This window comes from Methylocaldum sp. GT1TLB, assembly GCF_051027445.1.
Classification (GTDB): Bacteria; Pseudomonadota; Gammaproteobacteria; order Methylococcales; family Methylococcaceae; genus Methylocaldum.
The window spans coordinates 4,230,181-4,252,493 of sequence record NZ_CP194898.1 but is presented as its reverse complement, the minus strand read 5'-3'; the positions used below and the strand labels follow the sequence as shown (position 1 = coordinate 4,252,493).

At 62.9% G+C, this 22,313-nt stretch carries 15 protein-coding genes; 7 read left to right on the top strand and 8 right to left on the bottom strand.

Annotated elements, in window-relative coordinates; all coding sequences use genetic code 11:
* Nucleotides 1-17 precede the first annotated feature (17 nt).
* The 4 genes from ACR2R1_RS18725 to ACR2R1_RS18710 form a co-directional block, all read right to left on the bottom strand.
* On the bottom strand, nucleotides 18-428 hold the full coding sequence (locus ACR2R1_RS18725) for a hypothetical protein (protein WP_434111423.1): 411 nt from the start codon (nucleotides 426-428) through the stop codon (nucleotides 18-20).
* 347 nt (nucleotides 429-775) lie between these two features.
* Complete coding sequence (locus ACR2R1_RS18720; protein WP_434111421.1) at nucleotides 776-2,077, bottom strand: TolC family protein; 1,302 nt, start codon at nucleotides 2,075-2,077, stop codon at nucleotides 776-778.
* A complete protein-coding gene (locus ACR2R1_RS18715) occupies nucleotides 2,074-5,166 on the bottom strand; it encodes an efflux RND transporter permease subunit (protein ID WP_077731963.1) in 3,093 nt (1,030 codons plus the stop codon). Before ACR2R1_RS18715 ends, ACR2R1_RS18720 begins: the two co-directional genes overlap by 4 nt.
* Before the next feature lie 10 nt (nucleotides 5,167-5,176).
* Nucleotides 5,177-6,325 carry an efflux RND transporter periplasmic adaptor subunit gene (locus ACR2R1_RS18710; RefSeq protein WP_434111419.1) on the bottom strand — a complete coding sequence of 383 codons (1,149 nt, stop codon included), beginning with the start codon at nucleotides 6,323-6,325 and terminating at the stop codon, nucleotides 5,177-5,179.
* Nucleotides 6,326-6,524: 199 nt separating this feature from the next.
* Between ACR2R1_RS18710 and ACR2R1_RS18705 the strand changes: the two genes are divergently transcribed.
* The gene (locus ACR2R1_RS18705; protein ID WP_434111417.1) at nucleotides 6,525-8,018 is read left to right on the top strand and encodes a sensor histidine kinase; all 1,494 of its coding nucleotides are present in this window, start codon (nucleotides 6,525-6,527) and stop codon (nucleotides 8,016-8,018) included.
* Nucleotides 8,015-9,373: a sigma-54-dependent transcriptional regulator gene (locus ACR2R1_RS18700; protein WP_077731961.1), complete on the top strand. Its 1,359-nt coding sequence runs from the start codon at nucleotides 8,015-8,017 to the stop codon at nucleotides 9,371-9,373. Before ACR2R1_RS18705 ends, ACR2R1_RS18700 begins: the two co-directional genes overlap by 4 nt.
* A gap of 83 nt (nucleotides 9,374-9,456) precedes the next feature.
* Here the strand turns inward: ACR2R1_RS18700 and ACR2R1_RS18695 are convergent, their stop codons facing one another.
* A complete protein-coding gene (locus ACR2R1_RS18695; protein ID WP_156882028.1) occupies nucleotides 9,457-9,795 on the bottom strand; it encodes a DUF3147 family protein in 339 nt (112 codons plus the stop codon).
* An 84-nt stretch (nucleotides 9,796-9,879) separates the two neighbouring features.
* Entirely contained in the window at nucleotides 9,880-11,199 is a 1,320-nt protein-coding gene (locus tag ACR2R1_RS18690) for a hemolysin family protein (protein ID WP_434111414.1), read from the bottom strand.
* A gap of 642 nt (nucleotides 11,200-11,841) precedes the next feature.
* Between ACR2R1_RS18690 and ACR2R1_RS18685 the strand changes: the two genes are divergently transcribed.
* A complete protein-coding gene (locus ACR2R1_RS18685; protein ID WP_434111412.1) occupies nucleotides 11,842-13,386 on the top strand; it encodes a PhoX family protein in 1,545 nt (514 codons plus the stop codon).
* 48 nt (nucleotides 13,387-13,434) lie between these two features.
* On the opposite strand, the gene ACR2R1_RS18680 is transcribed toward ACR2R1_RS18685, so the two are convergent.
* On the bottom strand, nucleotides 13,435-15,837 hold the full coding sequence (locus ACR2R1_RS18680) for a tetratricopeptide repeat protein (RefSeq protein ID WP_434111410.1): 2,403 nt from the start codon (nucleotides 15,835-15,837) through the stop codon (nucleotides 13,435-13,437).
* 441 nt (nucleotides 15,838-16,278) lie between these two features.
* Here ACR2R1_RS18680 and ACR2R1_RS18675 point away from each other — a divergent pair, with 441 nt between their 5' ends.
* The 4 genes from ACR2R1_RS18675 to ACR2R1_RS18660 all read left to right on the top strand — a co-directional run bounded on the left by ACR2R1_RS18675 (nucleotide 16,279) and on the right by ACR2R1_RS18660 (nucleotide 20,750).
* Nucleotides 16,279-16,854, top strand: coding sequence for a polysaccharide biosynthesis/export family protein (locus ACR2R1_RS18675; protein ID WP_156881756.1), 576 nt, complete (start codon nucleotides 16,279-16,281; stop codon nucleotides 16,852-16,854).
* A gap of 61 nt (nucleotides 16,855-16,915) precedes the next feature.
* On the top strand, nucleotides 16,916-18,175 hold the full coding sequence (locus tag ACR2R1_RS18670; protein ID WP_086135646.1) for a hypothetical protein: 1,260 nt from the start codon (nucleotides 16,916-16,918) through the stop codon (nucleotides 18,173-18,175).
* 17 nt (nucleotides 18,176-18,192) lie between these two features.
* Nucleotides 18,193-19,944, top strand: a complete 1,752-nt coding sequence (locus ACR2R1_RS18665; protein ID WP_434111408.1) for a GumC family protein — start codon at nucleotides 18,193-18,195, stop codon at nucleotides 19,942-19,944.
* 32 nt (nucleotides 19,945-19,976) lie between these two features.
* Nucleotides 19,977-20,750: a CpsD/CapB family tyrosine-protein kinase gene (locus tag ACR2R1_RS18660; RefSeq protein WP_240502682.1), complete on the top strand. Its 774-nt coding sequence runs from the start codon at nucleotides 19,977-19,979 to the stop codon at nucleotides 20,748-20,750.
* 664 nt (nucleotides 20,751-21,414) lie between these two features.
* On the opposite strand, the gene ACR2R1_RS18655 is transcribed toward ACR2R1_RS18660, so the two are convergent.
* Nucleotides 21,415-22,161, bottom strand: coding sequence for a hypothetical protein (locus ACR2R1_RS18655; protein WP_077730074.1), 747 nt, complete (start codon nucleotides 22,159-22,161; stop codon nucleotides 21,415-21,417).
* Nucleotides 22,162-22,313 lie beyond the last annotated feature (152 nt).

The window sequence follows — 22,313 nt, the reverse complement described above, 5'->3', positions numbered from 1 at the left end:
GAAACAATCCTAAACCTTCAATACAGGATAATCCGTTTACACTGATTCTGGTCGGCGAGATACGAAAGGGGCAAGAAAGGGGTCCCTGCGATCAATCCAGCGAAAGTGCCGAAGAACCAGGAGGCATTGCTGAGCGCTGATGCTATCGGTGGGGGGTGTTCCGAAGGAGGTTTCGGGGTGATGAAATAATCGATGGGGCCGCCCACCAGATAAAGCGGAAGAACGGCAACGGCTGCCCCGATGCCGACAAGGTGACCTACGACGGTGGCCGGCATACACACGATGGCGTTTCGTCCATACGGACCCTGCTCGAAAAGCTTCTCGGAGAACCGGTAGGCGGGCAGGGCTTCCGGATGCTGTTTCGGACTGACCGCGCATCCGGTTAGAACGACCATAGCCAGAAAGACGAGCATTCGTTTGTATCGCACGTTCGCACATCTCCATGAATCGTCATCCGTATCGTGCCGAAAGGCGTGAATCGCAGCCAGACTTCCTAAAGGATGCGCTCGGGGTAAATTGCCGTCAAGCAATGAGCAACGTAAGAACGTTCCGGCAAGGGTACTGGGCCGAGTACGCTTCGCCGAGGCTGATCGTGCGATAACCTCCATATTGGCGTAAGCCATTTGAGTACGGAAGCGGCGAATATCTCAAAAACACGATCGATGAGTCCTGGGCGCCTCGAATCTGCCGACCTGGTGGTACATCAGCACGGAGATCGGCGGCTTTTTCACGCTCTGTTGGCAACATCCCCGCTTTCCCAGTTGTTCGAGGTACGTCAGCGGGATTCCGGACCGGCCTGCATGGCGGCCGACTCCAACAGCCCAGCCGCCGCCAGCGCATCGATTTCCGCCAGCACCAAGGACTCGGTGAGTTCCACCCTTCGTAAGGCGATCTCGGTACGCGAACGGGTGGCGTCCAAGAGTTCGAGGAGGCTCCCCTTGCCGAACCGGTAAGCATCCTCCGCCATCTCTTTCAACTGGGGTAGACGCCCCGCCACATCCCGTTCGAACCGGACGAGGTTCTCCCGATTTGTCAGCAACACCCCCGCTGCGCGCTCCAATTCCGCCAGGATCGCATACAACAGGGCCTGCCGCTCGAAGGTGGCCGTACGCTTCTCCGCCTTGGCCCTGGCGATGGGACCCTGGCCATAATCGAAAATGGGTACTTCCACGGAAAGGCCGGCAAAGGAGGCTAGCCCGTAAGGATTGTTGGTCCAGACATTGCCCACGCTGATCACCGGGGTGGGCCAACGCTCCCGCTTGGCCTTTTCGATGCCGGCCTCGGCGGCTTCCTCCTGCCGGCGGGCGGCGTTCACGGCGGGGTTCATGGCTTCGGCCTGCTGCTTCAGGGCGGCAAGGTCGACGCTCACCCCGAGCGGCTGCAGCATTCCCTCCGCCCTGGGTTTCCAGCCGGGCAGGCTCAGCGTGGTTCCGATCTGACCGGACAGGTCGAGCATCTCCGCCCGTACCTGCTCGGTTCGGGCGCGAAGATCCGCCGCTTCGACGTCCATACGCACCACTTCGTAGCGGCTGGCGGCGCCGGATTCCGCGCGGCCGGTCACGATAGCTTTGAGCCGATCCAGCTCGCCTTCGGTCTGCTCCAATGCGACGCGCTTTTCCTGAGCCGCCAGCAATTTCACGAACAGTTGCCAAGCGTCTTTCAAGAATCCCGCATAGGCATTGAGAACTTGCGCCTCCGCCGCCGTCACGCCCCGCTCCGCCGCCTCCCGTCGGGCGGGGCGCTGGCCGGCGATGAGTACCGGGATGTCCAGCTGGGCCTGTTGCTGCTGGCTGCCGTCGAACAAGGTGTTGACGCCCCCCAGGAGATCGTAGCGGCCGTAACTGACCACGGGATTGGGCAGAACGCCCGCCGCCACTACGTCGGACCGGGCGATGTCGATGCGGGTGCGCTCCGCCTGAAGGCGCGGGCTTTTTTCCCTAAGGATCTGCACCAACTGCTCCAGATTCACCGATTCAGGCAAGACGGACGTTTCCGCATGGGCGCCGGAGAAGCCGGCGAACATACATAATACCCATCCCGCCCACCATTGGCGGAGGATCATCCGTTTTCGCATCATAGTTCGTCTTGTTCCTCAGGCGTCAAAAGCCGCTTGGGCGTCAGATAGGTGTAGAAGACCGGCAGCACGAACAGCGCGACCAAGAGGGTCGTCACCATGCCTCCGACGATGACCATAGCGAAAGGTTTCTGGGTTTCGCTGCCGACGCCGGTGGACAGGGCCATGGGCAACAGGCCGAACAGGGCCAGCAATGAGGCCATGAGAATGGCGCGCAGGCGTTCCCGCGCACCCGCCAGAATGGCCGGCACCAGTTCCTCTCCGGCACGGCGGCGGCCTTCGATGGCGCTCAGGATGAGCAAGCCCATGAGTGAGACCTGTCCGAGCAGGGCGATGAACCCCACGGCCGCGCTGATGGACAAGGCGATATCGGTCAGCAGCAGCGCGAACACGCCCCCGGTCAGGGCGAATGGTACCGTCAGCATGATCACTGCGGCGCTGCGGCCGGAGCTGAGCGCCCCGTACAACAGCGCCATGACGATAACCACGGCGACGGGAACCACCAGTCGCAGGCGCGCCATCGCACGCTGCTGGTTCTCGAATTCGCCGGTCCACTCAAAGGAATGGCCTTCGGGCGGCTTGACCCGCTCGCTCACCACGCGCATGGCGTCGTTCACCACCGAGCCCAGGTCGCGGCCGTCCACGTTGAACTTAAGAGCAAGGAAGCGGCTGTTCTCCTCCCGGAATACAGAAGCCGGCCCCATGGCGACCTGGATATCCGCCAGATCGACGAGGGGAATGTGCGCGTCTGCCGGGGTTTCCACGGTGATTTGCTCGATTCTCTTAGGGTCGGCCTTTTCGGCGAAGGGAAGACTGACCCGGATGGGTACCGGGCGTTCCTTTTCCCACAGCTCGGTCACCACTTGGCCGGCCAGCGCGGCTTCGACGGTTTCTTGCGCCGTTTTTACGCTGATGCCGTTCCTGGCCAGGGCTGGCCGATCCAGCTTGATCTGGAGTTGGGGCACGACGGCGTCCCGGTAAAGGTCGAGATCGACGATACCCGGCACCTCCCGCAGCGCCGCCTTGACCCGCAGCAAGGTGGCGCGCATGGCCTCGAAATCGTCGCCGAACAGTTTGAGAACCACCTGGCCGCGCGCGCCGGCGAGGGATTCCTCGACGGTATCTCGGATGGGTTGGGAGAAATTGAAGATCACCCCCGGAATCTGATTCAGATTTTCCCGCATGGAATCGATGAGACGGTCCTTGTCCAAGCCATTCCGCCATTCGTCCCGAGGTTTGAGCAGGACCGTCACCTTGCCGAGATTGACGGTTTCATTGTCGGTCCCCGCCTCGGGACGACCCTGTTCGCTCAACGCTCCGCGCACCTCGGGGAAGGTGAGCAGCCGCTTACGGATTTCCTCGATGGTGGCCTGCCCCTGTTCCAGAGAGATGCTCGGAGGCATTTCCGCGAAGATGAACATATCCCCCTCGTCCAGTTCCGGCAGGAATTCGGTGCCGAGGCGGCTGCCCGCTAGGCTGCCGAGGGCCAGCAAAACGAGCGCCAAGCCGATCGCCGCCCGCCGCCGGGTCAGGAGCCACGCCAGCAGGTTGATGTAGGTATTGCGCAGTTTTTCCAGGAATGCCGGTTCCTCGCCCTTGACATGCTCGGTTTTGAGCAGCAGCGCGCAGAGCGCCGGGACCACGGTGAAGGCGAACACCAGAGCGCTGACCAGAGCGAAACTGTAGGTGAGAGCCAGCGGCTGAAAGATGCGCCCCTCGACCCGTTGCAGGGTGAACACCGGAATCAATGCGGCGATGATGATCATCATGGCGTAGAAGGTCGGCTGCCCCACATCCAGCGCGGCGCGGATGATCAGCGCCAAGCGTTCGCGCCGGGTCTTGGGTTTGTGTTCCTGAATCTGATGGATCACGTTTTCCACCAGAACCACGGCGCCGTCCACCAGAATGCCGAAATCGATGGCACCCATGGAAATCAGATTGGCGGACATACCCAGCGCATAGAGACCCGTGAAGGCCGCCAGCAGGGACAGGGGAATGATCGCAGCCACGATCAGCGAGCCGCGCAGGCTCCTAAGAAACAGCCAGACCAGCCCTACGATGAAGACGAAGCCGTGCAGGAGATTGTCCTGCACGGTCTCCAGCGTCTTCCCGATCAGGCTGCTGCGGTCGTAGAGAACTTCGATCCGCATGCCTTCGGGCAGGACGCTCCGGTTGATTTCCTCCGCCTTGTCGTGGAGAGCGTCCAGAACCAGGGTGGGGTTCTGGCCACGCCTGAGCAGCACGATGCCTTCCACATCCTCCCGGTTTTCATCGAGCGCGACGGAGCCGCGGCGAGGGGTATGTGACTGGAGCACACGGGCGACATCGCCCACGGTGACCGGGGTTCCTCTCTCGCTGCGCAGAACGATCTTCCTGATATCGTCCGCGCTCAGCAAATACCCGATGCCGCGGATCACCAATTCCTGGTCGCCCTGCGGGAGAAATCCGCCCCCCACGTTAAGGTTGGATTGCGCTAGGGCCTCGGCCACGTCCCGGATGGAGAGTCCGTAGGCATTCAGCCGCGCGGGGTCGGCTTCGACGTGCAGTTCCTTGTAAAAACCGCCGAAGGTGAAGACGTCGGCGACCCCGGGAATCCGCCGGAAGAGCTTCGCGACATTCCACTCCTGTTCCGAGCGCAGCTCATAGAGCGTATGGCGGTCGCTGGTGAGCCGGTAGATGAAAATCTTCCCTAGAGGCGTCGCATCGGGCGCCAGCACGGGCACGATGCCGTCCGGCAGATCGGCGGTGCCCAAACGTTCGGAGGTCAGCAGACGGGCCTTGAAACTGTCGAATTTGTCCTCGAAGGTCAGGATCAGCATCGACAGCCCGAAATAGGTCTCGCTGCGCAGACCGGTCATGCCGGGGGTGCCGTTCAGTGCGCGCTCCAGAGGAACCGTTACCTGCCGCTCCATTTCTTCCGGCGCAAGGCCGGGTCCCTGGGCGATGACGAAGACCTGGACGTCGGTCACGTCCGGATAGGCTTCGATGGGCGTATTCAAATAGGCGCGGACACCGAACAGGGCGAATGCCAGGGTGAGTGCCACCACCGCGACGCGGCGGTGCACGCAATGCTCGATCAGGGTTCGCAACATGCCGGATTTCTTACAACAGTTGCTCGGCTTCGCCGTCGAGCAGCAAGGCGCCGCGCACGACCACCCGTTCGCCCGGCCGGAGGCCGTCCAGCACCGGCACCCGGCCCTCCGAGGACACGCCTACGGTAACCGGGCGTTGCTCGTACACGCCCTCGGCGGTTTCCACATAGACCACCGTGCGTTGGCCGTTTTTGACTAATACGGCGGAACTGGGCAACAGCACCCGCTCGACTTGGCGAGGCCGAATCGCCACCCGCGCGTACATGCCGGGCCGGAGGCTCGGTGCCGATTCGCTCAGCGTGATGTACACCGGAGCCCGGCGCTGCTCGTCCGCGAACACGGCTCCCAAGGCCGTGACTTTGCCTCGGAGCGGACGGGTCGGCGACACCGAGATCTCCACATTGGTCTCGTCGCCTTCTCCTAACAAGGAGAGGTCCCGCTCGAATACCTCGGCCACGATCCACAGGGCGCCCGCATCACCCAGCTCCACCAGGGCTTCGCCGCCCGGTTCCACCGCCGCCCCCACTGTGGTTTTCAAATTCAGCACGGTTCCGGCGATAGGCGCCTTGACGGCGACCTGTGCGCCATCCCCCTTACCCAATAGTTGCGCAGCGCGGCTGGCCCGGTCGAACTCGGCCTTCGCTTCCGTGAGCTGCCGGTCCGCCTCCAGTTTTTCCAGTTCCAGACCGACCCCCCGCGCCAGCATCTGCACCTGGCGCCGCGCAGTCTCCTCGGCCAACTTCAGGCCCGCCCGCGCGGTCGAGAGCGCCGCGCGGGCGGCATCGGCATCGGGGCTATGCAGCACCATCAGCACGTCGCCGGCACGCACCTTGTCACCGGCCTGCACCCGGATGGCGGCCACCCGTCCGGCGACCTGAGTGCCAACGCCGGATACCGCCTGTTGGCGAAACTCGACCCGGCCCGGCGCCCGCACCGGCTCGGTCGGTTGCAGGACAGAAACCGGCTCGACGGTCAGGAAAGGGCGAGACTCGGTCCGAATGCGGACGGTTTTGGTCTTCGAAGTCGGTTCATCGGGGATTGCCTGGCCGGGTTGAGCATCCGTCTCCGGCTGGGATTTTCGATCATCGGATGATGTACACCCGGCAACGGCCGACAAGATGAGCAATGGGACGAGATAGGCGCAACGAGAAATCGGCATGAGGATTCAAGGTCAGGGAAGTCATCCCTAGCCTTAAACAAAAGAAGTGCCAATTCCGCGCACCTCCGTGGAACGCCCGCCAGCGCAGGCGAACGGGATGGCTGGATACTTTGTATGGCGAAAGATACTGTTGCATTTTGCGGCATCCCTGTAGACTAACGCAGCAGTCAAGAATCTCTTTGGGGATCGAAGTCGAACCTTGCGTATCGTCACCAAACTCAGCCTGTCCCTGCTCGCTCTGAGCATGGCCGTATTCGGCGCCTACGGCGTCATTCACGTGCAGACCGAACGCAACGATCTGCACACCGCCCTGGAGCGGGAAACGCGCCTTCTGGCTTATGGTCTGCAAGTGGCCGTGGAAAATGCCCTGCGCGACCGGCAGCTCGAAGACGTGCGGGAACTGCTCCGTCAACTCGAGCGCATCGATCCTTCCGTGGATGTGCGCGTGTATATCCGTGACGGCCGCGTGGTCCGCTCCGACGCGGAATCCCTGCCTTGGGCCGCGCCGCTGGAAGCCGCCTTGCACGGTGCCGCCCTCGGGGGGGCGTCGCGATTGTTGTATTACCCGGATGCCGATCCCGAATTCATCGCGTTGTCACTCCCGTTTTCCGAAAAAGAAACTGCCGCCCACGGCAGCCTGGCGGTGGTGCGTTCATTGGAGGAACTCCGCCGCGATCTGCGCCGCACGGAGCGGGATATCCTGATTTCCCTCGCCTCGTTCGTCGCTTCGACCTCTCTGCTCTGTTTGGCACTGGGCCGGGTCTACATCTCCGGTCCGCTGCGAAGGCTCGGGGACGCCATGCGCCGGTTCCGGGGTGGGAACGATCCGCCCGATCCCCTGCCGATCGACCGTCGCGACGAATTGTCCGCCGTGGCCGAGGAATTCAACCGCATGGTGACGGAACTCTCGATGGCTCACCGCCGGCTGGATACCGAGACGGAAAAGCGGCGCCAACTGCAACGCGCCCTCCAGGAAGCCGACAAGCTGATCACCATCGGCCAGTTGTCGGCGGGGCTCGCCCATGAGATCGGCTCGCCGCTTCAAGTCGTCAACGGCCGGGCCAGAGCCCTGGCCGCGTGTGCCGACCGTCCCGAGGAAGTGCGACGCCTCGCGGACATTCTGGTCGCGCAGACCGACCGCATCACCCGCATCGTGCAACGGCTGCTGGAGTTCGCCCGCCGCCGACCACCAAACTTCGTGCGCATCGATGTAGCCTCCGTAATAGGCGACGTGCTCGACCTGCTGCGGCATGAAGCGGGCCGCCGCCGTATCGAGCTGAAGTTCGAGCACCCCGATCTCCTGCCGCCCGCCCGCGTCAATGCCGACGGCGTGCAGCAGATCATCTTGAATCTGGTCGGCAATGCATTGGCGGCGACCGAAGACGGGGGCGTGATAACCGTCGATTTGCGGGAAAGCGCCATGGTAACCAACGATACCGAAGTTCCGGCGCTACGGCTGATCGTGGCAGATACAGGCAGCGGCATTGCACCGGAGCACCTGCCGCGCCTGTTCGAGCCTTTTTTCACCACCCGCGGCGGCCGGGGCGGCACGGGTCTCGGGCTAGCGGTGGTAAAGACGATCGTCACGGAGCATGACGGCACGATCGCCGCCGAATCCAAAATGGATAAGGGCAGCCGCTTCACCGTCCATTTGCCCTTGAACGGGCCATCTCGTCTTAAGGAGGCAGTATGAAATCGGATCGGAATCGGCGTCTGCTGGTCGTGGACGACGATTCCGGCGTCGTGGACTTTCTGGTGGAGATGTTGAAGCAGGCCCGATACTCGGCGCTCGGCGTGACCGATGCCGGCCAGGCCTTGGACGCCCTCGCCGAAGAACCCTTCGACCTGGTGATCACCGACGTGGAAATGCCCGGCATGCGCGGCCTGGACCTCATGGCTGCGATTCATGAGAAGCGTCCCGATCAGTTGGTGCTGTTGATGACCGCTTTCGGCAGCATCGATCTGGCCATGCAGAGCGTTCGGGCCGGCGCCTGTGACTTCCTGGCCAAGCCGTTCCGCATCGAGGAGCTCTACGCCTCCGTGGAACGGGCCTTGCGCGACCGGCAGATGCGCCGGACGGCGGTGCGGGTGGGTGCGCCGGATACGGATACGGTTACGGAGACGGGCGAACTCGGCTTCACCGCCCGGAGCCCTCGGATGCAACAGGTATTGAAGCTGGCGAAACGGGCGGCGGCCGTGACCTCGACCGTGTTGTTGGCGGGCGAGAGCGGCACCGGCAAAAGCGCCATTGCCCGCTGGATTCACGAACTGAGCCCGCGCCGGACAGGCCCGTTCGTGTCCGTCAATTGCGCTGCGCTGCCGCAGACCCTGGTGGAAAGCGAGTTGTTCGGCGCGCGCAAGGGCGCCTACACCGACGCCCGCCAGGATCGGCCCGGTCTGTTTGCCCAGGCCAACGGCGGCACCTTGTTCCTGGACGAGATCGCCGAACTGCCACTGGAGGTGCAGCCTAAACTGCTACAGGCGCTGGAAGCGGGAACGATCCGTCCTCTCGGCCACACACGGGAAACCGTGGTGGACGTGCGGCTGATTGCCGCCACCAATCAGCCGCTGGAACAGCGGGTCAATGAGCGGCTGTTCCGGGCCGATCTTTATCATCGCATCAATGTGATCCGGCTGGAGATACCGCCTTTGCGGGAACGGACGGAGGATATCGACGACCTGGTGGATGTCCTCATTCGTCGGATCGGCTTGCGCCTCCGGAAGCCCTCGCCGGCGGTGTCGGTAGATGCCCTGCGTTGGATCCGCGCCTACCGCTGGCCCGGCAACGTGCGGGAACTCGCCAACACCCTGGAGCGGGCCATCGCCCTGGCGGAACACGACACTCTGCTGCTCGAGGATCTGGCGCAGGCGTCGCGTCTGCCGGGAAACGATCATTTCCTGCACGACGCCCTGGCCCGCGGCTGGACCCTGGAGGACGTGCAACGGGCCTACATTCGGCACGTGCTGGATGCGACCGGCGGCAACAAGATCCAGGCCGCGCGCATTCTGGGCGTGGACCGGAGCACGCTGTATCGTAAGTTAGGTTGAACTGTTCGGCGAAGGATTGAGCTCGATCGTCTCGCCAATATGCATAAAGATCGCGGCCTGGCCTTTCAGCTCATAAACCACGCCTATTGAAAAAGGCTCCGCAGCAATAACGCCAAGCCATAACACACGCTGGTCGTTATCGCCGCAAGCCCGAGTGCGAGCCAGAAATTCAGCGCGCATTCCAGCAGCAGAGGCAAGATCCAGAAGAAGGCCAGCGAAGGCAGCACCAGCCAGACGATTTGCCGCGAAAGCTCGGTTATCAGCTCGGTATCCCCGGTGTCGACATAGAGCCAGATGAGGGCCAAGATCGACGTGACGGGCAGGGAAGCAATGAGGGCGGCAACTAGACTACTCCGTTTCGCCGTCTCGGAAATGGCCGCGATCAGGAGGGCGGATATCAAGACCTTGATGGTGAAGTGCATGGGCTGTTTTTGTCGGCGTTCTGGACGAGGGCCGAGTGAGTATGCCAAAGTCTGGCGGCCGCGCAGCACTTTACTAACACACGCTCAGGGTTGATGTGCGGATAGGGATCTGGGTTCATGCAGTTGCGAGACCAGTATCTTGTCCACCCGGTTGCCGTCCATGTCGACGACTTCGAGCCGCAAGTCCTCGAATTCGAAACAGTCGGTGGCCTTGGGCACCCGGCCAAGTCGCAGCATGACGAAACCGCCTACGGTGTTGAAGCGTCCGTCGCGTTCCTCCGGCAATTCGTCCAGATCGAACAGTTCCTTCAGACGGTCGATGTCCACCATGCCGTCGATCAGCCAGGAACCGTCGTCCCGGCGGACGATGTCCGGTCTGTCCGCCCGCCCCCCGGCGGGCAAATCGCCGACGATAGCCTCTAAAACATCGCCAAGGGCCACCAGTCCATCGATTTCGCCGTATTCATCCACCACCAGCGCCGTGTGGAGATGGGATTTCCTGAACTCTTCCAGCAATTCCATGAGTGTCAGGGAATCCGGCACGAACAGCTCGTTGACCGCGATGGCGCGCAAGTCCGGCCGATCCCCCTGAAGCACACGATCCAACAGGTCCTTGGTTTTCACGAAGCCGACGACATCGTCTAGGCCGTCGTTGCACAAGGGCAAAACCCAGTGGGTGTGTTCCAGGATGCGCCTGCGGTTTTCCTCGAAGGGCTTTTGGAGGTCCAGACAAACGATGTCCTTGCGCGGGGTCATGATGGCACCCACCTTGCGGTCACCCAGGCGGAGGATGTTTTCCATGAATTGTTGCTCCGCTTCTTCGAAAACCCCTTCCTCGGTACCCTGCTCCAGCAAGATCTTGATTTCTTCCTCGGTGACCGTGGGCTCCTTTTTCGGTTTGATCCGCAGCAGCCACAACACCAGTTCCGTGGAGAGGCTGAGCAGTTTCACGGCCGGCAGCAACACCAGGGACAGCCCGTGCATGGGCCTGGCGATCCACGCGGCGATGCGCTCGGGGAAATTGAGGGCGAGGCGTTTCGGCACCAGTTCTCCGACGATCAGGGAGAGATAGGTGATGACGACCACGGTGACCGCCAGCGCCAGTTCCTCCGCATAAGGCGCGAGCTGCGGAATTTGCTCAAGGTAGGGTAACAGCGGCTCGGCAATGGCGTCCTCGCCCAAGGCGCCGCTCAGAATGCCGATGGAGGTGATGCCGACCTGGATGGTCGACAGGAACCGGGTCGGTTGCTCGGCCAGTTCCAGGGCCTTGGCCGCCCCGCCGCTCCCGCCCTCCGCCAACTGCTGCAAGCGCACCCTGCGGGCGGACACAATGGCCATTTCCGACATCGCGAATATGCCATTCAAGAAAATCAACAATAAAATCAAACCGAATTCAAAAGCCATTCGTTAAATACTCAAACCAAAAAAAATCGTAGCTGTTGATCTGGAAGCTGTCTTCAAACTGCCGCGCGTCGCCATACCGGCTTTGCTCAAGGGCTCGAAATGCGGATGAAAAACATCCCTGTTTCTCACTCACCACATCTCTGTGGTTCGCCCCTATGGGCGGCCAAGCCGTGCACCAATTTGCCGGGAGCAAATCGGAACGTGCGAAGCACGACCCGGAGGACGAGCCTCAAGGAAGAGGCGAGTAAATCGACCTCGCCACGCTACGCTGTCCCGCTTCGCTCGCGAGTCCGGGGCAGCCCGTCCCTGGCCTGCCCGCTCGTCGCGTTGCGCCTCGCCCTGCCGATTTGTCACCTTGCCGGGTGCGCTATTGCGCGTCCCATTTCTCTCCATGGACTTTACCAATCCAACGGCTTGTCATCATTTAGTAATGACACCGTAAATTAATCGTCAACGATATGTAACAGTGCTCGCCTATCGTCACGCTCTCAAGCATCTGGTTGGGCTAAAGCTACGAGCAGTGTAATGATGAGCGACCGACAATCTCACATTCAGCGGGAAAGCGCCGGCGGTAAGCCATCAAATTACCGATCCGGTAATCCCACCTTCCGATCGATTTCGGCAAAGCGCCCGATTCAGAGCATGGTTTTAAGAGGTGGCACGGCGCGTGCCCTCTCGTCCGGCCTTTTGGAGCAATCAGGCACATTCAACGCGCTCTTGGCAATCCCAGCGTCAAAACCCGGAGAACAGCCGTCCCTTCGCATCAATCCGTCGGTATTCAATGCGACACCGGTAATGCGAACCGCTACCGCCACAGCATCGGCCGAACACGCCGAAAAGCAGCTCATTCTCTGGAGTCCACCGCTAGCAGGCAGCCATTACGCAATCAACGCCAAACCCGCTCCCGGCGACGAACCGGAGCAGCAAATCGGCTCCGAGCATTACGGGATGTATCTTTTTCCGATGGCCCGCGCCACCTTGACCTCTCATGGCCTTCTTTGCGCTAACCGCCGATATCTTAGCCAGCGGCTGCTGCATCCCTGCACGATTATCGGCGGAAAGCGTCCGGTCGACCCGATATCGAAAAAAGTCGCCGCTTATGGCGTGACTATCATGGAAATCAAAAAAGACGGCGCAGGTGAATGGAGCGTAATACCCGGCAAATACAATCGACGGATCACCGACAGCACGCCGGTGGACATTGCGGGGCCGGCGCGAGGTTCCGGCTTGCTGAAAACCGAGTACAGCCCGGACGGAACCAAAACCCGCGGAGTCTTCGTCAATTGCGCCTATAGTTTCACGCCTTGGCGAACTTATCTGGTCTGCGAAAGAAACTGGGCCATATACTTTATCAACCGAACCGGTCGTCCGCGAGAACATGCGCGTTATGGCATCAATACCGGCGGCGTCCGCCGTGAGTGGAGCGAGGACGACAGCGGCACCGGCGAGCACGCCCGCTTCGATGCTTCGGCAAGAGGCGCCGACGCCACGGAAGATTATCGCAACGAACCAAACTGTCAGGGCTGGATTTTGGAGATCGACCCTTTCGATCCTGAAAGCACGCCCAAGAAACGTACCGCCATGGGACGGCTCGCCCATACCGGCGCCTGGCTGGCACCGGTGAAGGAGGGTCATCCGCTGGTCTGGTACATGAGCGATGACGACCCGGACGAGTACATCTACAAATTCGTCACCAAGGCTCGGTTCCACCGGCGAACCGCCAACGGCGACATGCTGGACGAGGGAACCTTGTACGCGGCACGGTTCAACGAGGATGGGACCGGCGACTGGCTGGCTCTGGACTTGGGCGATTCTTCCTTTCGAACCGCTGCCGCAGCTCGATCTGCGGTATTCAAGAACCAGGCCGATGTTCTAGTGAATACTCGTCTGGCGGCAGATGTAGTCGGAGCGACCGCGATGGACCGTCCGCAATGGCGTTCCGTCCATCCTCTATCCTGCGAGGTCTATCTCGCGATGACCGACGATCCCGACCGCACGGCACCAGGCACGCCGCGCGCCCCGAACAGCTGCGGCCACATCGTTCGCTGGAGCGAACAAGACAATCGCTCCTTTGCCACGAAATTCAAATGGGATCTCTTCGCAATTGCGCCCGAGAGCGACGCCCCCGCGCAGTCCGAGGCTCATGGTCCGGAGCGCTTGCCCAAGCGGACGGCTTCGCCGGCCTGAGCAACGTACGGATCGTTCCCTGAAAGTCTTCCCGGCCCGCGCATCCGCTTAGGTGGACGAATCGCCGGAAAACTGGCTCAACGCGCGTTGGGCGTCCTCGCGACCGATATAGTCGCCTTCGGTCCTTACGGCCTTTTCCAGGCGCTCCTTGGCCTGGGCCTTATCGCCCGCCTGGAGGTACACCATGCCGAGGTGATACTGGAAAATGGGTACCTCGGGCGCCTGCGCCACGGCCTTTTCCAACAGCCCCCGCGCCGTCGTCAACTCGCCCAACTGCCGGTAAATCCAGCCGAGCGTGTCGAGGAACGCGGGCTCGGTCGCCGTCTCGAACCGCTGGGCCAACGCCAGCGCCCGCTGGAGTTTGTCGCGGTCGGCCGCATCCAGGCTGAGCAGGGCGGCCAGGTTGTTGCGCGCCAGCGCGTCATTCGGGTTGCGGGCCAGGACCGCCTCATATTCCGCCATGGCCCCCGCCCAGTCCTTGCTGCGCTCCAGGACCCTGGCCAGTCCCATCCGCGCCGCGCGGTCCTCGGGCGCCGCCGCCAGCGCCCGCCGGTAGGCCGCCGCCGCGCCCTTCAGGTCCTTTTTCTGCTCATGGACCGCGGCAAGGTTGTGGTACGGCAGCCGCCATTGGGGATGGATCTCGATCGCCCGCTCAAAGGCTTGGATGGCCTCCGTCTCCTGTTTCCGCGCCAGATGGTAGAGCCCCAGTAACTGGTGGGCGGTCGGGTGCTTCGGATCGTCCTTCAGGGCTTTCCGGATCCGCGCCAGCGCCTTCTCCGGCTGCTGCGCGGCGAGGTGGAGCCCGACGATGGCCTTCAAGGGCTCGTAGTCGTTTTGGGCGCGGGAAAGCGCCGTTTCGTATTCCGCCAGCGCCGCCTCGGGCTGTTTCCGGCTTTGGTAGAGTTGGCCCAGGCGGAACGGCCCGACGGCTTTATCGGGGAAGCGGTCCTTGATCTCCTTGAGGAGCGGCTCCAGGGCGTCCGTCTGCTGGCTCGCCACCAGCAGGTCCGCCTTGAGGTTGAGCCCGTCGAGGTGCTTCGGCTGTTGCTTGAGGAATTCGTTGAGCTTGTCGAGGGCCAGGCTGGGGTTTTTCTGCCCGACCAGGAATTCGACCAGCAGTTTCCTCAGCCGGTAGTCCGCGGGATTCACGGCCACCGCCTTGTCCAGCTGTTCCTGGGCCAGGGCGGGCTTGCCGTCCAGGAGATAGGCCTGGGCCAGCCGGGTCAGCACCTCGGTCGACTCCGGCTGATCTTTCAACAAGGCCCGGAACGCGGCGATGGCGTCCTGGGCTTCCCGCCGCGCCAGCGCCAGCCGGCCTTCAAGCGATAGCGCCGGATGGTCTTTGGGGTTTTCCGCCAGCACCTGTTTCACCAGGTCCCGCGCCTCGTCGCTCCGCCCGCGCTTCGCCAAAAGCTCCGCCAGCTGCGTCATGGCCTTGAAGCCGTCCGGCTGGTTTTCGTGGTCGGCGATCAGGGCGCGGTAGACGCTTTCCGCCTGATCGGCTTCGCCGAGCTGTTGGTGCACCTGGGCAAGGCCGAAACGCAGGGCGGTGTGCGTCGGGCGGGCCGCGATGACCGCGGTCAGTTCGCTGACCGCGCGCGCCCCGTCGCCGCGCTTCACGAAAAACTCGGCGAGCCACAGCGGTGCTCTCGGGTCGTCGGGGAAATCCTTCTGGGCGGTGCGGAGCGTTGCTTCCGCGGCGTCGAAGCGACGCTGCTTGAGGTAAAGTTCGGTCAGCAGCCCCCGGTGTTCGAGGCGGTCGGGTTGGGCCGCGATCAGGGCCTTGAGGGTCTCTTCCGCCGCCTCCGCCTGGCCCTGTTGCTGGTGCAGCCTCGCCAGCGCCATCAGCAGCGCCGGCTGGTTCGGCTGGACCTTGAGCCCGGTTTCGAGCACCCCGATCGCTTCGGCCGGCTGTCCTTGCTGGGCCCAATGGAGGGCCAGCACCAGATAGGGGTCGGGCCGGGCCGGCTGCTCCGCCACGATCGCCTCCAGTTGCGCCCGCATCGACGCGCTGTCCCCCTGGAGGTTCGCGATCGCCGCCTTCAGCATCCGCACTTCGAGGTCCGAGGGCCGTTCCTCGGCCACCGGCCCCAGGAGTTCCTGGGCTTTCGCGGCGTCCTTCGCCAGCAGGTAGAACTTCGCCAGTTTGAGCTGGGCGTCGCGGTGGGTCGGGTCGAGTTCGACCGCCTTTTGATAGAGGGCGAACGCCTCGCGCCAGTGCTTCTGGTCCTCTTCGATCCGGCCCAGGTAGAAATAGGGGCTCGCGGCCTTGGGGTCGATCTGCAGGACGTTCTTGAACTCGACCTTGGCCTTGTCCAGATTCTGCGCCTCGACATACTGGAGGCCGCGCGCCAGGTGCGCGGCCTTGCGCTCCTCCGCCCCGCCGCACGCGGTCAACACCCAGGCCACCATCACCCAGGCCGGAACGGGCCGAACCAGACTCAATTTCATAAACGCTCCCTAGCTCGATAGAGACAGCATTGCAGAAAAATCAGGTAGGCTAGGTGTTACATAAGCAACACCGACAGCCCACCGTCTAAGCCGAATATGACAGCATGGCTTCATGTCAGCTTTGTGAAACGGTGTTCCGTCGTTGGAACGGAACTGTAACAATCGTCTGTTAGCGTAATGCTGGATAGGCGACAAGAAGCTGTCTTCAAACGTCACGAGCGACGTCAGGGCAAAGCGCGAAAGGGCGAGCCCCAGGGATGGGGCGAGTCAAAACCGGAGTGTACAGAGAAGTGCATGCGGATTTTAAGCCCTTGAGCAACGAAAGCATGGCGGCGCGCAGTAGTTTGAAGACAGCTTCTAAGACGGACCCATCGTCTGAATCGTCGGGCGAGTATTGCCCGCTGTTCCTTCATTTTCGTATTTCTCTGCGTCACAGCTCCTATGTATCTCCAATTGCTCAAATTTGCAGCACTCTTGGCATTCGCTACCGGCGCACTCGGAAATGGCGAAAATTCGCCGCCCCTGATAGAAAGCCACAGGGACTACCGCATTGTCCCCGGAGACGTGCTGGAGATTTCGGTGTGGCGCGAGGAGGGCCTTACCAAACAGGTCCTGGTCCGCGCCGACGGCGGCCTCTCCTTCCCCCTGGTCGGCGACCTCGCGGCCGGCGGCCTCACCGTCGAGGACGTCCGCGCCACCGTCACCGAACGCTTGAGCGAGTACCTCGCCGACCCGGTCGTCTCGGTGTCGGTGATCACCACCAGCCAGAAGATTTATGTGGTCGGCAAGGTCAATAAACCCGGCGAGTTCGTCACCCCCGGCCGGGTCACCGTGATGCACGCCCTGGCGCTCGCCGGCGGGCTCAACCCGTTCGCCGACCGCGACGACATCACCATCCTTCGCCAACGGGGCGATCAGACCACGCCCCTGCCGTTCGATTACGATGCCGTGGCCGCCGGCGAGGACCTGGAGCAGAACATTCTGCTGATGAACGGCGACGTCGTGGTTGTCCGTTGAGGCGCCGGGTCCGCGTGAGGCGCGATCCGGCCGGCCCCAGGCGCGCGCGAGGCGGCTGAGCATGCGGGGGACGATTCAGCGGCTGGCCTGGGCCGGCGTGGGGCTCGGTATGGCCGTCGCCCGCCCGAGCTTCGGCGTGGACTGGCACCTCGAGGCGGCGGCCAGCGTGAGCCAGCAGTATCATTCCAATATCCAGCTGTTGCCGGACCGGCTCGATCCTCAGGCGGTCTTCGGCACCGATCTCGGCTTCACCACCCAGCTCGTCGCGGCGGAGCCTCACTGGCAGGTGAAGAGCCGGGCGCGCCTGCAAAATCTTTTTTATACGCCGATCGACGCCATCGACACCCAGAATCAGTATCTGGACCTCGATGCCCATTATGCGACCGAGCGGTCGCGCTGGGCGCTCACGGTGAACCATACCGATGACGCCCTGCTGTCGTCGCAGTCCGATGTCCTGGTCGGAATCGTGTTGACCCGCGTGCAGCGGGCTGAAACCACCGTCGCCCCGTCCTGGACCTATGCGCTGGACGAGCGCACCCGGCTGACCCTGGGCTATGCGTATCAGGCCTCGGATTACGAGGCCCGGGCTGGGTTCGCCTTTGTCAGTTCGACCGCGCATACGGCGTCGTCCGGACTCGAGCATCAGCTGACCGAACGCTTGTTGCTCTCGGGGACGCTGGCTTATACCGCCTATCGCGCCGACCGGCGCGCGATCGATTATCTCAACGCCCTGGCGGGCTTTCAGTACGCCCTGACCGAGACGCTCGAGGTCGGCGTCTCCGGCGGCGGTCAGTTCAGCGATTCGGAGACTCAATTGGAAACCTTGCGCCTCGACGGTTTTCAGATCGTCAGCCTGGACCCGCTGCTGCTGGTGCCGGTCACGGTCCGGGAGACGGTCACGCTCAAGGACCGCCAGTTCGGCCCCTTGGTCACCGCGAGCGCGCGGCAGCGCTTCGACACCGGGGACGTCGAGCTGAATTACGCCCATCAGATCAGCCCTTCGATCAACGGCACCCTGTTCGAGTCGGATCGGGTGACGGTCACGGCCCGCCGGCAGGTGTCGGAGCGCCTGAACGCCGCCCTGAATCTGTCCTACACCGATCAGTCGCTGCCCGATGCGAACGGCGATCGCCTGACCCAGGCGTATTACCGGATCGGCGGCGATCTGTCTTATGCCGTGACCGAGCGCTGGCGCCTCGGCGCGTCGTATCAGTACACCCTCCGCGATCTCGGGGAGCGCGGCGGTTTGTTTTCCGGCCGTCAGGAGGCCCATGCCGTCTTTGTGACGCTCAAGTACGACTTCGACCCATTCCAGTTTTGAGTTTGAGAGACCGATCAATGGAAGAAAAAGCACTCAGCGATTATCTCGCCACCTTTCGCCGCCATCGCGCCGCCTTCGGCGCGATTCTGGGCGGATTGTTCACGCTCGGCGTCCTGACCGCGCTGCTGTTGCCCCCGACCTACCGCTCGACCGCGACGATTCTGATCGAGGAGCAGGAGATCCCGTCCGACCTGGTCCGCTCCACCATCACGAGTTATGCCGCCGAGCGGCTGCAGATGATCAGCCAGCGGGTGATGACCCGCGCGCATCTCCTCGCGATCGTCGAGAAATTCGATCTCTATGCGAATGAGCGCCAGAAGAAGACCACCGACGAGATCGTCGAAAAGATGCGCGAGGATATCGCCTTCCAGCCGATCAGCGCGGAGGTCATCGATCCCCGCTCCGGCCATCCGACCAAGGCCACCATCGCCTTCAGCCTGTCCTACGACGGCCGCCATCCCGATACCGTGCAGCGGGTGGCCAACGAGATCACCTCGCTCTATCTCGAGGAGAATCTGAAGACGCGCACCCAGAAGACCCAGGAAGCCTCCGGTTTCCTCACCGAGGAGGTCGAGCAGATCGGGGCCTACGTCACCGAGCTGGAACAGACGCTGGCGCAGTTCAAGGAAGCCCATCTGTACGCCCTGCCGGAGCAGAAGGCGCTGAATTTGCAGTTCCTGCAGCAGACCGAGCAGGAGCTTCAGTCGCTCGATCTGCAGCTTAGGACGCTCCAGGAGCGCGCCCTTTATCTGGACGCGGAGCTCTCGCAAATCGCCCCGGAGACGCCGATCGTATCGGGCACCGGGGAGCGCATTCTGAGCAAGCAGGACCGGTTGAAGCACCTTGAGACCGAGTTGGTCGCCCTGACCAGCCGGTATGCCGATAAGCACCCGGATGTCGTGAAGGCGCGGCGCGAGATCGAGGCCTTGGAGCGCGAACTCGGGCCGGTCGATCACGCGCTCGACACGGTCAAGACGCTCGCGCATCTGAAGGGGGAGTTGGCGGTGCTCGAGGACACCCATGCGCCCGATCACCCCGATGTCGTCGCCGTCACGGCCAAGATCGCCGCTTACGAAAAGGCCCTGGCCGAGCCTTCGGCCGAGACGACGGCGCGGGCGATCGCCGCCCGCCAGCCGGACAATCCGGCCTATGTGAATCTGTCCGCCCAGAAAGCCAGCACCCGCCAGGAGATCGAGGCGCTCAAACAGCGCCGGCTCGAGCTCGCGGCGAAGCTGGCCGATTACCAGGACCGGCTGCAGCGCACGCCGGACACCGAGCGCCAGTATCTGGCCCTGATGCGGGATTACGAGAACGCCGCCAACCGCTATCGGGAATTGAGGGCGAAGCAGATGGAGGCCCAGATCGGGGAGCAGCTGGAGCGCAAAAGCAAGGGCGAGCGCTTTTCCATCATCGAGCCGCCCCTGTTGCCGGAAAAGCCGATCAAGCCGAACCGCCCGGCGATCGTCATCCTCGGCCTGCTGTTGGGCCTCGCCGCCGCGGTCGGCACGATCGCGCTGCGCACCACCTTCGATCAGACCGTCCGCACCGCCCGGGCCGTCGCCGCCCTGGTCGGCACCGCCCCGCTCGCGGTGGTCCCGTATCTCACGACCGATGAGCTCGCAATCGATCAGAGCCGCCAGCGCCTGATCCTGGCCGGCCTCGGGTTCGGCGCCCTGCTCCTGACCGTGTGCCTGATCCATTGGTTCTGGACCCCGCTGGATGTGCTCTGGTTCCGGGGTCTTCGGAAGCTCGACACCGCCCTCGGCTAACCCTGTCTCTCTTTTTACCCGGAGTGCCCGTGATGGAATCGATTGCCCCTTCGTTCGCAACCCCCACCCCCGGTCCGCGCGGCGGATCGCCCGCGGCCCCGGCGCCCGCCGAGCGGATCGAGTACACGACCACCCGCTCGATCGAGGTCCGCCGCGAGGTGCTGCGCCGCCAGCGTCTCATCGCCGGCTACCCGCCCGGCCCCTATGTGGATGCCTATAAGGTGCTCCGCACCAAGGTCTTGCAGATCCTCCGCGAGCGCGGCTGGAACGCGCTCGCCGTCACCAGCCCCACCCCCCAGGCGGGCAAGACCGTCGCCGCGATCAACCTGGCCCTGAGCCTCGCCCTCGACGTCAGCCAGACCGTCCTCCTGGTCGATGCCAATCTCCGCCATCCGAGCGTCCACACCGCGTTCGGCTTCACCCCCCAGTACGGGCTCAGCGATTATCTCCTCGACGATGTGCCGATCGAGCGCCTGCTGATCAACCCCAAGGGCATCGGCCGCTTCGTCGTCCTGCCGGGCCACCGGCCCTTGCCCGATGCCTCGGAACTCCTCGCCTCGCCGAAGATGGCGCGCCTGGTGGACGAATTGAAGCACCGCTATCCGAGCCGCATCGTGGTGTTCGACCTGCCCCACTTGACCACCGCCGACGCCCTCGCCTTCGCCCCCCATGTCGACGCCGCCCTGCTGGTGCTCGAGGCCGGCCGCACCACCCACGCCGAACTCGAAGAGGCCCTCGCCCACCTCAACACCACCCCCCTCCTCGGCACCCTCCTCAACAAGGCCGAACCCGGACCGGGCAGCTGACGGCCCCACCGGCGGGAAAGGATGCCCGGCCTCAGTGATGTCCGGTCATCCCGTACATCGCCCAGTGCCGTTAAGTTAAGCCGTCATTCCCGCAGGGATTGCTCACCCCATCCCTGGGTTCGTCCTACGGACCGTGCTCCGCACGTCCAAATTTGCTCCTGGCAAATTTGTGCCGGACAAATCGGCAGGGCGAGGCGCAATGCGGCGAGCGGGCAGGCCAGGGAAGGACTGCCCAGGACTCGCGAGCGAAGCGGGACGGCGTAGCGTGGCGAGGCCGATTTGCACGCGAAGCGCCCGTAGGGTGCCGCACAGGGACTGTGCGGCATGAATCCAGTGCACAAGGACGTGATAGGCCTCTGCCATCCATAGCGTCTGGACCCCGGCATTCCAATCGCAAACGGTGTCTTCGGGAACACCAAGGCGACGATTTCCGACACAAAGCCCGTCGGCAAAGGATTGCCGACCTACGTTCTCCCCTCCTGGCACGAATCCGTACACCGGGATGGAAAACGCTCTAACGGCATTGGTACATCGCCTGGGTGGGCCGGAAGGTCGGCACCCATTTGATCGGGAAGGGATTTTCGAACTATATGGAGCCTCTATCCCGGTAGGCCCGCCAAACCCAGGCGTGCCGTCCGGCCGAGTCGTATGCGCCCGTTTCCGTTCACTCTTCGTCCTCCTCCTCATCGGGCGGCGGCGCATTCTCACTTGCGGCCGGGCTTGTTTCCGAAACGGCCACGCCGGCTTCCTGCCAAGGCGTGACCTGGAGGTCTTCGAGTTTGAATTGGAACTCCTGAGCTTCGTTTTCGGCCTTCACCGAACTGATTTGGGTAAAGGGTTCGCCTTCGGTGAGCGCATCCCAAAATCCCTTGCCTTGATACTTGTCCAGCAATTCGCGGTTTGCTTGGTACAAGCCTTGGTTTTTCTCCGTGCACGCCTCAATCCATCGGGATCGCTCGGCCACCGCGCCGACCAGAAGCGCATTGTCCTGCTGGTATTTCTTCAACTGGCCGACCGCAGCGCGCAAACGCTCGTTGAGGCCGCGAATGCGTTCGGAATCCTGATGGATGCGCCCCTGCAGCGATTCGTTACCGGCTCTCAAGTTATCGAGACTGGCCTTCTGCTGCTGGACCACACTCTCCAATCCTTCGAGTTGCTTGATCTTGTCTTCAAGCTTTCCGACCTGGTCCAGCAAGGCGCTCTTTTCCCCTTCCAAAGCCGTCTTCTCCTGGCTCAACTGGCGCAGCATGCCCTGCGCCTTGCGCAAGGCTTGAGCCGCAGCACTGTCTTGCTTGGGCGCCTGGGCGTGTACTGCCGAAGGGCCAACCACGGCGCACCACAGCAACAGAAAAAGGACGGCGTTTTTCGTCCGCCGAATCAAGAAAAGCGAACGCATGTCGAATGGGCTCATGACTCGATCTCGATGTTTTATTCCAAATCGCTTTTAATCAGGAATTGTTTTGTAGGGTGGGTTAGGCCGCGAGGCCGTAACCCACCGAGCACCCGCGGACCTGTCCTGAGCCAAGTCGAAGGGTCGGTGGGTTACGCGGAGCCGAGGGGCTA